This window comes from Streptomyces sp. SID8352 (genome assembly GCF_009862265.1).
In the GTDB taxonomy this organism is placed as follows: domain Bacteria; phylum Actinomycetota; class Actinomycetes; order Streptomycetales; family Streptomycetaceae; genus Streptomyces.
Genome location: NZ_WWGX01000078.1, coordinates 1 through 12840, shown reverse-complemented (window position 1 = coordinate 12840; position 12840 = coordinate 1). Strand labels below are relative to the sequence as shown.

Annotated in this window: 4 protein-coding genes; all 4 read left to right on the top strand. The window is 75.2% G+C overall.

What is annotated here, in order from left to right:
* The first annotated feature begins 115 nt into the window (after positions 1–115).
* Positions 116–1294, top strand: a complete 1179-nt coding sequence (locus tag GTY84_RS23850) for a cytochrome P450 (protein ID WP_345943510.1) — start codon at positions 116–118, stop codon at positions 1292–1294.
* Between the two features lie 11 nt (positions 1295–1305).
* Entirely contained in the window at positions 1306–1503 is a 198-nt protein-coding gene (locus GTY84_RS23845) for a ferredoxin (protein WP_161228517.1), read from the top strand.
* 182 nt (positions 1504–1685) lie between these two features.
* On the top strand, positions 1686–3278 hold the full coding sequence (locus tag GTY84_RS23840; RefSeq protein WP_161228516.1) for a GMC oxidoreductase: 1593 nt from the start codon (positions 1686–1688) through the stop codon (positions 3276–3278).
* A gap of 134 nt (positions 3279–3412) precedes the next feature.
* Positions 3413–12840, top strand: a 9428-nt coding sequence (locus tag GTY84_RS23835) for a type I polyketide synthase (RefSeq protein ID WP_237532599.1), incomplete at its 3' end; no start/stop codon positions are given.

Sequence of the window (12840 nt, the reverse complement as noted above, 5' to 3'; positions counted from 1 at the left end):
GCCTGTTCGGAACGCATCGACGCCGTGTTGAGGCCGTGTCGAGGCCGCGCTCGCGAATGATTCGAGCCGCAATACGGCCGACCATGGAAGGGCATGTATGAGCCAGGGTTTACCGGTGACCTTTTCCACTCTCCGGGACGGATACTTCAACCCGCCCACGGAGATCCGGTCATTGCGCGGGACCGAACCGCTGACGCGGATGGAATTCGCCGACGGCCATCTCGGCTGGCTCGTCACGGGATATTCCGCAGCCCGGGCCGTCCTCGCCGACGCCCGGTTCAGCGCCCGCGGAGAGCTCAAGCACCCGCCGGTCCCGCGCGCCGCGACCCTGGACGAGGCCCCGGCCGCGCCCCCCGGCATGTTCATCCAGCACGACGACCCCGAGCACCAGCGCTACCGCAAGCTGCTGGTGGGGCAGTTCACCGTCCGCCGCATGCGCCTGCTCACCGAGTGGATCGAGAAGATCACCGCGGAGCGGCTCGACGAGATGGAGCGCCTCGGCTCGCCCGCCGACCTCTTCGAGCACTTCGCGCTGCCCATCCCCTCCCTCGTCATCTGCGAACTGCTGGGCGTGCCCTACTCCGACCGCGCCACCTTCCAGCACCACACCCACGTCTGGAGCAGCTTCGGCGAGTCCACCGAGGACGTCACCGCCGCGTTCCTGGAGCTCGCGGCCTACCTGGGCGGCCTGGTGCGCCTCAAGCGCACCGAGCCCGCCGACGACATCCTGAGCGGCCTGATCACCGCCGATCCGGAGCTCACCGACGAGGAACTCACCTCGATCGCCTTCCTGCTGCTGGTGGCCGGCCACGAGACCACCGCCAACCAGCTGGCCCTCGGCACCTTCGCCCTGCTGGAACACCCCGAGCAACTGGCCGCGCTGCGCGCCGCCCCGTCGCTGATCGAGGGCGCCGTCGAGGAGAGCCTGCGCTACCTCAGCATCGTCCACCACGGCCCCACCCGAGCCGCCCTGGAGGACGTGGAGATCGAGGGGACCCTCATCAGGGAAGGGGAGGTCGTCATGGTCTCGCTCGCCGCCGCCAACCGCGACCCCGAGCGCTTCCCGGACCCCGAGTCCTTCGACGTGTCCCGGCGCGCCGCCGGTCACCTCGGCTTCGGCCACGGCATCCACCAGTGCCTCGGCCAGCAGCTGGCCCGCATCGAGCTGCGGGTCGGCTTCACCGCCCTGCTGGAGCGCTTCCCGGAACTGCGCCTGGCCTGCCCGCCCGAGGAGGTCCGGCTCCGCCACGATATGCAGGTCTACGGCGTGTACGCGCTGCCCGTCGCCTGGTGAGCGGCGGCCCGCTGCGGGTCGCGGTCGACCGCCGGCTGTGCTGTGGCGCCGGGATGTGCGCCCTGATCGCCCCCGAGGTCTTCGACCAGTGCGAGGAGGGCCTCGTGGTCCTCCTCGACCCCGGCCCGCCCGCCATCCTGCACGCCGCCGTGCGCGAGGCCGCCGACCAGTGCCCCTGCTCCGCGATCACCCTGCACCCCGTCGGCTGACCCTTCCGCGGACCGGACCTCCCGCGCCCCTCGTCCCCCCCCGAGGCCGTCCCGCTCACCGACGGCTTTTCGCACCGCACCCGCACCCGCCGCGCGCAGGCGTCCCCACCGCTCGTCCCTTTTCCCCCGAAAGCCAGGTACATGCCGTGGAACAGCACCTGTCCCGCCGCCGCTTGCTCGGCATGACGGCCCTCGGCGCGGCGGCCCTCGCCGGCACCACCACCATCGGAGCCCCCCGGGCCCTGGCCGCCGACCGCGCCGACGGCACCGCCTTCGTCCCCGCCCTCGTCGTCGGCACCGGCTACGGCGCCGCCGTCTCCGCACTGCGCCTGGGCGAGGCCGGGGTCCGCACGGTCATGCTCGAGATGGGCCAGCTGTGGAACCAGCCCGGACCCGACGGCAACGTCTTCGCCGGCGTGCTCAAGCCCGACAAGCGCTCCAGCTGGTTCAAGAACCGCACCGAGGCCCCCCTCGGCAGCTTCCTCTGGCTGGACCTGGCCAACCGCGACATCGACCCGTACGCCGGCGTCCTGGACCGGGTGAACTTCGACCAGATGTCCGTGTACGTGGGCCGCGGGGTCGGCGGCGGCTCCCTCGTCAACGGCGGCATGGCGGTGGCGCCCAAGCGCTCCTACTTCGAGGAGGTGCTGCCGCGCGTCGACTCCGCCGAGATGTACGACCGCTACTTCCCGCGCGCCGACTCCATGCTCCGCGTCAACCACATCGACAACGGCTGGTTCGAGAGCACCGAGTGGTACAAGTTCGCCCGGGTCTCCCGCGACCAGGCACAGAAGGCCGGCCTCGGCACCGTACACGTCCCCAACGTCTACGACTTCGACCACATGCGGCGCGAGGCGGCCGGGGAGGTCCCCAGGTCCGCGCTGGCCGCCGAGGTCATCTACGGCAACAACCACGGCAAGCAGAGCCTGGACAAGACCTACCTGGCCGCCGCCCTGGGCACCGGCAAGGTCACCATCGAGACCCTGCACCAGGCCAAGGCCGTCCGGCAGCAGAAGGACGGCACCTACCTCCTCACCGTCGAGCAGCGCGACGCCGACGGCCGGCTGCTGGCCACCAAGGAGATCGGCTGCCGCCACCTGTTCCTCGGCGCCGGCAGTCTCGGCTCCACCGAACTGCTGCTGCGCGCCCGCGAGACCGGCACCCTCCCGGACCTCAGCCCCGAGATCGGCGCCGGCTGGGGCCCCAACGGCAACATCATGACCGCCCGCGCCAACCACGTGTGGAACCCCACCGGCGCCGACCAGTCCTCCATCCCCGCCCTCGGCATCGACGACTGGGACAACCCCCAGAACCCCGTCTTCGCCGAGATCGCCCCCATGCCCGCGGGACTGGAGACCTGGGTCAGCCTCTACCTGGCGATCACCAAGAACCCCGAACGCGGCACCTTCGCCTACGACGCGGCGACCGACCGGGCCGCCCTGCGCTGGACCCGCGACCAGAACACCCCCGCCGTCAACGCCGCGAAGTCGCTGTTCGACCGCATCAACAGGGCGAACACGACGATGTACCGCTACGACCTGTTCGGCAAGCAGGTGAAGGCCTTCTCCGACGACTTCACCTACCACCCGCTCGGCGGCTGCGTCCTCGGCCGGGCCACCGACGACTACGGGCGGGTCAAGGGCTACAAGAACCTCTACGTGACGGACGGTTCGCTCATTCCCGGCTCCATCGGCGTGAACCCGTTCGTCACCATCACCGCCCTGGCCGAACGGAACATCGAGCGCGTCATCCGGCAGGACGTCACCGCCGCGTAGCCGGCGGCGCACTCAGGAGAACAGCACGGGGTCCCTCCCCGGCATGCCCGCACGCCCGGAGGCGCTGCGGAACCAGCCAGTCAGCAGTAGTTCAACGGGTCGATGGAGCACACATGATGCGGGAGTCTGTCGCTATGCCGGAGGAGTCCGGGAACGGCGCGCACGAGGTGATCGTGGTGATCGGGTCGGCGCACCGGCGGCCGGAGGACACCGGCACGGACGGGGCGTTCGACGCGGAGTTCCTCGCGGAGGCCGCCGCGGACCCGTCGGACCCCGCGCCGGCCGGCGCCCTGCCGCACGGGCCGGCCGCGGCGGAGAGCTGGTGGGAGGCGCTGGAGGATGCCGGGGTGGTCCCGGCCACGGCCCTGGGCCTCGCCGTCTTCCTCTCCGTCCCCGGCGCGGACGCGGAGCTCCCCGCGCAGGAGGAGGCCGCCGCCGCGGTCGGCGCCGTCCTGCGGCTCGCCCCCGGAGCCGCCCCGCCGCCGCGCCACCTCCCCACCGGCCCCGACGCCCTGCGCGCGGCCCACGAGGGCCTCGGCCGGGGCGAGAGCGCCCTCGCCCTGGCCGCCGGCCCCGACGTCCACCTGCCGGACACCCCGCCCGGCGGCTACGGCGCCGTCCTCCTCAAGCCCCTTTCGGCCGCCCTGGCCGTCGGCGACCGCGTCCTCGCCGTGCTCGAAGCCGACGGCCGCCTCGCCGCGGCCACCGGCAGGGACTTCACCCCGGGCTCGGACCTCGGCCCCGACACCGTCGTCGCGACCGGTACCGGCACCGCTGTCCCCGGCACCGAGTCCGGCGCCGGTACCGAGGCGGCCGAAGGCGGCGCCGGCACCGGGAACCGATCCGCCACCGGCTCCGGCACGGACGCCGCCGGCGACCCGAGCCCCGACGGGGTCGACACCCGTACCGGCGCGGCTGTCGCGCTCGGCGTGGCCGCGGGAGACGGCGCGCATGCGGATGACCGGGCCGAGGAGCCGCTGCCGTGGATCCTCTCCGCCGCCGGTCCCGACGCGCTGCGCGCCCGGGCACGGCAGCTGCGCGAGCACCTCACCGCGCACCCCGGCCTCGATCCGGCCGCCGTGGGGCGGGCCCTCGCCACCACCCGGCACCGGTTCCCGCACCGCGCCGTGCTCCTCGGCGACGGACCGGACCGCCGCCTCGAAGCGCTGGCCGCACTCGCGGACGGAGCCTTCCCCGCCGACGTGGTCCGCGGCACCGCCACCGGCCGCCCGGCCGCGTTCGTGCTGTCCGGCACCGGCGGGCAGTGGCCCGCGATGGCCGGCGAACTCCTCGACCGCTCACCGCAGTTCCGTGCCGCCGCCCTGCGCTGCGAGAAGGCGCTCGCCCCCTTCACCGGCTGGCTCCTCGGCGACGTGCTGCGCGGTGCCCCCGGCGCCCCCGCCCCGGACACCCCCGACGTCAGCCTCCCCGCCATCTTCGGCGTCCAGGTCGCCCTCGCCGAGACCTGGCACGCCCACGGGGTCCGCCCCCGCGCCTACGCGGGCCACAGCGTCGGCGAGATCGGCGCCGCCCACCTGGCGGGCGTCCTCACCCTGGAGGACGCCGCCCGAACCGTCCACGCCTGGGGCGCGGCCCTCGCCGAACTCGCCGGACACGGCGGTGACATGCTCGCCGTGAGCCTGCCCGGCCACCTCCTCCAGGAGCGGCTCGCCCCCTGGGCCGGCCGACTCGCCGTCGCCGCCCACAACGGTCCCGGGTCCCACGTCGTCTCCGGGGACGGCGACACGGTACGCGCCCTGCGCGCCGAACTCGAGGGCGACGGCATCCGCTGCGGCGGCGTACGCCTCGGCGCAGCCGCCCACTCCGCGCACGTCGACGCCGTCCGCGACCGGCTGCTCTCCGCCCTCGCCGGCCTCGCCCCGAGCACCGGCCACACCCCGCTCTACTCCTCCGCCACCGGCGGCCTCGTCGACGGCCGCACCCTGGACAACGGATTCTGGACCGATGCCCTGCGCCGCCCGGTCCGCTTCGAGCAGACCACCCACGCCCTGCTGGCCGACGGCCACGAGGCCCTCGTGGAGATCGCCCCCCACCCGATGCTGACCGCCGCCATGCAGGAGACCGCCGCGGCAGCCGGACGCCACGCCGTGACCATCGCCACCCTGCGCCGCGGCCAGGGCGGCCTGCGCCGCCTGCGCACGGCGCTCGCCGAGGCCTGCGTCCAGGGCGTCGACGTCGACTGGGCGCCCGCCTTCCCCTCCGACGGCCTCACGGGCCGCGTCCCCCTGCCGACGTACCCCTTCCGGCGGCCCTCCGCCGACGGCCGCGCCCCCGCCTCCCGGCTCGCCCTGCTGCCCGAGGCCGAACGCGAGCACACCGCCGCCGCGCTCGTCCGCTCCCTCGCCGCCGCCCTGCTGGGGCTGCCCGGCCCGGACGCCGTCGCCCCCGAACGGGCCTTCCGGGACCTCGGCCTGGACTCCGTCACGGCCGTCGAACTCCGGGGCCGCCTCAACGAGGCCACCGGGCTCCTCCTGCCGCACACCGTCGTCTTCGACCACCCCACCCCGGCCGCCCTGACCCGCCGGATCCTCGCCGAAGCCCTCGGCGCCCCCGAGGACCCGGCCGACACGGACACCACCACAGCCGCCTGGGACGAACCCGTCGCCATCGTCGCCATGAGCTGCCGCCTGCCCGGTGGCACCGACAGCCCCGAAGCCCTCTGGCGGCTGCTCAGCGAGGGCGGCGACGCCGTGGCCGCACTGCCCGCCGACCGCGGCTGGGACGTCGAGGGCCTGTACGACCCGGACCCGGACCGGGTCGGGCACACATACGCCCGCGAGGGCGGCTTCCTGGTCGCCGTCAAACCCCTCGACTTCGACCCGGAGTTCTTCGGGATCTCGCCGCGCGAGGCCCTCGCCATGGACCCCCAGCAGAGGCTGCTCCTGGAGATCGGCTGGGAGGTGCTCGAACGCGCCGGAATCGACCCCGCCACCCTGCGCGGCACCCGCACGGGCACCTTCGTCGGCGCAATGAACCAGGACTACGGCCCCCGCCTCCACGAGGCACCCGAGGACATCAGCGGCTACCTGCTGACCGGCAACAGCGTCAGCGTCGCCTCCGGCCGCCTCGCCTACACCTTCGGCTTCGAGGGCCCCGCCGTCACCGTCGACACCGCCTGCTCCTCCTCCCTCGTCGCCCTGCACCTGGCCGCCCAGTCGCTGCGCACCGGCGAATGCTCCCTGGCCCTGGCCGGCGGGGCCACGGTGCTGCCGACGGCCGGCTCCTTCGTCGAGTTCAGCAAGCAGCGGGCGCTCGCCCCCGACGGCCGCTGCAAGGCCTTCTCCGCCGACGCCGACGGCTTCGGCCTCGCCGAGGGCGCCGGCATGGTCCTGCTGGAGCGGCTCTCCGACGCCCGCCGCAACGGCCACCGGATCCTGGCCGTCGTCCGGGGTTCCGCGATCAACCAGGACGGCGCCTCCAACGGACTCACCGCCCCCAGCGGTCCCGCCCAGCAGCGGGTGATCCGCCAGGCCCTGGCCAACGCCGGGCTGGCGGCGGCGGACGTGGACGCGGTGGAGGCGCACGGCACGGGCACCCGGCTCGGCGACCCGATCGAGGCCCAGGCCCTCCTCGCCACCTACGGCCAGGGCCGCGATGCGGACCGGCCGCTGTGGCTGGGCTCCCTGAAGTCCAACATCGGCCACCCCCAGGCCGCCGCGGGCATCGCGGGCGTCATGAAGTCCGTCCTGGCCCTCCAGCACGGAGTCCTGCCCCGGACCCTGCACGCCGACGTCCCCTCCCCGCACGTGGACTGGAACGCCGGACGGGTCAGGCTGCTGACCGACGCCGTGGACTGGCCCCCGTCCGGCCGCCCGCGCCGGTTCGGCGTGTCCTCGTTCGGCATCAGCGGCACCAACGCCCACGCCGTCATCGAAGAGGCCCCCACCGGACCCCGTCCGGCCGACGAGCCCCCGGCCCCCCTCCCGCCCGCGGCCGCCCACGTCGCCGCCCCGGCGGACCTCGCTGCCGCCGCCGTCCCGGCGAAGCACACCCCGGGCAACGGCGCGCCCCACCCCGCCGCTGACGACGCCCGGGCCGAAGCCGGGCCGGCCCAGGACGCGACAACCGAAGCCGGCCCGGCCCAGGGCGTTCCGGCGGACGCCGGCCCGGCCGCGACCCCCGTCGTGCCCTGGGTCCTGTCCGCCCGCAGCGCCGAGGCGCTGGCAGCCCGTGCCGAGGCCCTGCTCGGGCACACCGCCGCAAACCCCGGACGGCGCCCCGCCGACACCGGGCACGCCCTCGCCACCACCCGTACGGCCTTCGCACACCGTGCCGTCGTCACCGGGGCCACCGAGGCCGAACTCACCGAGGGCCTGCGCGCCCTCGCCTCCGGCGGCTCCACGCCCCGCACCGCCCAGGGCACCGCCGCCGACGGCCGCCGCGTCGCCTTCGTCTTCCCCGGCCAGGGCTCCCAGTGGGCCGGCATGGCCGGGGAACTCCTCGACACCTCCGCCGTCTTCCGCGAACGGATCGCCGCCTGCGGCCGCGCCCTGGCCCCGTACGTGGACTGGAAGCTGGAGGACGTCCTGCGCGGCGCCCCCGGCGCCCCCGCCCTCGACAGCGCCGACGACGTGGTCCAGCCCGCCCTCTGGGCCGTCATGGTCTCCCTCGCCGAACTCTGGAAATCCCTCGGCATCCACCCCGCCGCCGTCATCGGCCACTCCCAGGGCGAGATCGCCGCCGCCGCCGTCTCCGGCGCCCTCGGCCTGGACGACGCCGCGCGAGTCGTCGCCCTGCGCAGCCGCCTCCTCGCCCGCCTCGCGGGACTCGGCGGGATGGTCTCCGTCCCCGAACCCCTCGCCGACGTCACCCGGCGCCTGGAACAGTGGGGCGCCCGGCTCGGCATCGCCGCGATCAACGGACCCCGCTCCACCGTCGTCTCCGGTGACGCCGACGCCCTCGGCGAACTCCTCGCCGCCTGCGCCGCCGACGGGGTCCGCGCCAAGCGGGTCCCCGTCGACTACGCCTCCCACTCCACCCACGTGGAACTCATCGAGGCCGAACTCGCCGCCGCTCTCGACGGCATCACCCCGCTCGCCCCGAGCGTGCCGTTCTACTCCACCGTCACCGGCGAACCCGTCGACTCCGCCGCCCTCGACGCCGCCTACTGGTACACCAACCTCCGCACCACCGTCCGCTTCGAGCCGACCGCCCGCCGCCTGATCGCCGACGGCCACCAGGTCCTCGTCGAGTGCAACCCGCACCCCGTCCTCGCCATCGGCCTCCAGGAGACCGCGGAGGACGCCGGCGCCACCGTGGACGTCATCCCCTCGCTGCGCCGCGGCGACGGAGGCACCGCCCGCTTCCTCACCTCCCTCGGCGAAGCCTGGACCCGGGGCGTGCCCGCCGACTGGGCCGCCGCCTTCGCCGGCCTGCGCCCGCGCCCCGTCGACCTGCCCACCTACCCCTTCCAGCGCCGCCGCTTCTGGCTCGACACCGCCGCACCGGCCGCCCCCGCGACCGGCGCCGGGTACGGCGAGGAGGAGGCCCGGTTCTGGGCGGCCGTCGAGAACTCCGACGTCGGCGCCCTCACCAGCTCACTGGACCTGGCCCCCGACGCCTCCCTCGACACCATGGTCACCCGGCTCGCCGACCGGCGCCGCCGCTCCACCCGGACCGCTCGCATCGACGGCTGGCGCTACCGGATCACCTGGACCCCCACCGAGACCCGCGCCCGGCGCGACGGCGGCACCCCGCTCACCGGGACCTGGCTGCTCGTCACCACCACCGCCCACGCCGGATCCGCCACCGCCACCGCCGTCCACGAGGCCCTCACCGCCCGTGGCGCCCGCGTCGAACGCGTCGCCCTCGACCCGGCCGCCCACCCGGGCCGGCCGGAGGTGGCCGCCGTCCTCACCCACCGGCTCACCGAGGCCGCCCTGGAGGCGGACGCGGTCACCGGGGTGCTCTCCCTGCTGGCCGAAGACCCCGCCGACGCCCCCGGACACCGCGTCCCGGCCGCCCTCGCCGCCACCCTGGCCCTCGTCCAGGCCCTCGGCGACACCGGCATCGGCGCACCCCTGTGGTGCGCCACCTCCGGCGCCGTCGCCACCGGCCCCGCCGACCCGCCCCGCCACCCCGCCCAGGCCCAGCTCTGGGGCCTGGGCCGGGTCACCGGCGCCGAGTACCCCGAGCGCTGGGGCGGCCTCGTGGACCTGCCCGAAAGCCTCGACACGCGCACCCTCGACCTGCTGACCGGCCTCCTCGCCGACCCCGGCGGCGAGGACGAGGTCGCCGTCCGCGCCACCGGCCTCCTCGCCCGGCGCCTCGTCCGCGCCACCGCCGATCCGGCCGACCCCACCGGCGAGCACACCCTCGCCCGCCCCCACGGCACCGTCCTGATCACCGGCGGCACCGGCACCCTCGGCGNCCACGTCGCCCGCTGGCTCGCCCGCTCCGGAGCCGCCCACCTCGTCCTCACCAGCCGCAGCGGCCCCGCCGCCGAGGGCGCCGGCGAACTCCGCGAGGAACTCGCCGCCCTCGGCTGCCGCGCCACCATCACGGCCTGCGACGCGAGCGAACGCACCGCCCTCGCCGAGCTCCTCGCCTCCCTGCCCGCCGAACACCCCCTCACCGGCGTCGTCCACACCGCCGGAGCCCTCGACGACGGCGTGCTCGACGCCATGACCACCGACCGGCTGGAACACGTACTGCGCCCCAAGGCCGACGCCGCCGTCCACCTGCACGAGCTCACCGCCGGCCACGACCTCGACTTCTTCGTCCTGTTCTCCTCCATCGCCGGCACCGTCGGCAACGGTGGCCAGGGCGGCTACGCCGCCGCCAACGCCCACCTCGACGCCCTCGCCCACCAGCGCCGCGCCCAGGGCCTGCCCGCCACCGCCATCGCCTGGGGCTCCTGGGGCAGCGGACGCATGATGGGCCGCCACGCCGAGGAACACCTCACCCGGCGCGGCGTCCTCCCCATGCCCGCCGACCTCGGCATCGCCGCCCTGGCCCGCGCCATGGAGCACCAGGACACGGCGGTCACCATCGCCGACATCGACTGGGAGCGCTTCGTCCGCGCCTTCGCCCCCACCGGCGACTACCCGCTCCTGCGCCGCCTGCCCGAGGCCCACGCGATCCTCGAAGCCGCCACCGCGTCCGCCACCGCGTCCGCCACGGCGAACGGCCCCGCGGCGGCCGGCGCCGGGCTCGCCGGACAGCTCGCCGGCCTCGCCGGGCCCGAACGGCTGCGCGCCCTGGTCGAACTCGTCCGCACCCAGGCCGCCACGGTCCTCGGCCACTCCGGCCCCCACGCCGTCCCGCCCGGGCGGGCCTTCCGCGAAACCGGTTTCGACTCGCTGACCGCCGTCGAACTCCGCAACCGGCTGGCCGGCGCCACCGGTCTGCGGCTGCCCACCACCGTCGTCTTCGACTACCCCGACCCGGCCGAACTCGCGGCCCACCTCGACACCCAGCTCCTCGGCGGCCCGCACGCCGGCCCGCACGCCGGCCCGTCCGCCCCGGCCGTCGCCACCCGCCCGGCCGACGACGAACCCATCGCCATCGTCTCGATGAGCTGCCGGTTCCCCGGCGGCGTGACCTCCCCCGAAGACCTGTGGCGGATCCTGGCGGAGGGCGAGGACGCCCTCTCCGCCTTCCCCGAGAACCGCGGCTGGGACCTCGACACCCTCTACCACCCCGATCCGCAGCACCCCGGCACCACGTACGCCCGCGAGGGCGGGTTCCTCCACGACGCGGGCGACTTCGACGCCGCCTTCTTCGGCATCTCCCCGCGTGAAGCCCTCGCCATGGACCCCCAGCAGAGGCTCCTCCTGGAGACCACCTGGGAGGCCTTCGAACGCGCCGGCATCGACCCCGCCACCCTCAAGGGCAGCCGCTCCGGCGTCTTCATCGGCTCCAACGGCCAGGACTACGCCTCCGACCTGCGCCAGGCCCCCGAAGGCGTGGAGGGCTATCTGCTCACCGGCCGGGCCGCGAGCGTCGTCTCCGGCCGCCTCGCCTACACCTTCGGCCTGGAGGGGCCCGCGCTGACCGTCGACACGGCCTGCTCCTCCTCCCTCGTCTCCCTCCACCTGGCCGTCCAGTCCCTGCGCCGCGGTGAATGCGAACTCGCCCTCGCGGGCGGCGTCACGGTCATGTCCGGCCCCGGCATCTTCATCGAGTTCAGCCGCCAGCGCGGGCTGGCCCCCGACGGCCGGTGCAAGGCCTTCGCCGCCGCGGCCGACGGCACCGGCTGGGGCGAGGGCGCCGGCATGCTCCTGCTGGAGCGGCTCTCCGACGCCCGCCGCAACGGCCACCGGATCCTGGCCGTCGTCCGGGGTTCGGCGATCAACCAGGACGGCGCCTCCAACGGCCTGACCGCCCCCAACGGGCCTTCGCAGCAACGGGTCATCCGCCAGGCCCTCGACGACGCGGGCCTCGCGGCCGCCGCCGTCGACGTGGTCGAGGCGCACGGCACGGGCACCCGGCTCGGCGACCCGATCGAGGCCCAGGCGCTCCTGGCCACCTACGGTCAGGACCGCGATGCGGACCGGCCGCTGTGGCTGGGCTCCCTGAAGTCCAACATCGGCCACACCCAGGCCGCCGCCGGCGTCGCAGGCGTGATCAAGCTGGTCCTGGCCCTCCAGCACGCGCAACTGCCCCGCACCCTCCACGTGGACGCCCCGACTCCGCACGTCGACTGGTCCACGGGCGCGGTCGCACTCCTCTCCGCCCCCGTGGCCTGGCCCGAGTCCGCCGACCACATCCGCCGGGGCGGGATCTCGGCCTTCGGCGTCAGCGGCACCAACGCCCACGTGATCATCGAACAGGCCCCCGTCCCGGCCGAGGACGAGGACATCGTCGACGCTCCGGGAGATGCCCCGGCCGGTGACACGGCGCGGACCGCCGTCCCCTGGCTGCTGTCCGCGAGGAACGCCACCGCCCTGCGCGCCCAGGCCCGCCGCCTGCGCGCCCACCTCTGCGACCACCCCGGGCACCAGGACGCCACCCCGGCCGACGTCGGCTTCTCCCTCGCCACCGGCCGGGCGGCCCTCCAGCACCGCGCGGCCCTCCTCGGCACCGACCGGGCCGAACTGCTCCGCGCCCTGGACATTCTGGCCGACGAGGACACGGCGGACACCGCGGCCCTCCTCGTCACCGGTAGCACCGACGCCGCGACCGGCCACGAACCGGGCCGGACCGCCTTCTTGTTCTCGGGGCAGGGTAGTCAGCGGCTGGGGATGGGGCGTGAGCTGTATGCCGCGTTCCCGGTGTTCGCGGATGCCTTCGATGCCTGCTGTGCCCATTTGGACGGGCATCTGGAGATCCCGTTGCGGGATGTCGTGTTCGGTGGGGATGTGGAGCTGCTGGGCGGGACGCGGTTCGCTCAGCCGGCGTTGTTCGCGGTNGAGGTGGCGTTGTTCCGGCTGGTGGAGTCCTGGGGTGTGCGTGCGGANTTCCTGGCGGGTCATTCGGTGGGTGAGTTCGCTGTCGCTCATGTGGCGGGTGTGCTGTCGCTGGAGGATGCGGCGAGGCTGGTGGCGGTGCGGGGCCGGTTGATGCAGGAGTTGCCGTCGGGTGGGGTGATGGTCGCGGT

Excerpts from the sequence above, each read along its gene's own strand:
- GTY84_RS23840 (WP_161228516.1), top strand. The coding sequence starts at position 1,686 with ATGACGGCCCTCGGCGCGGCGGCCCTCGCCGGCACCACCACCATCGGA.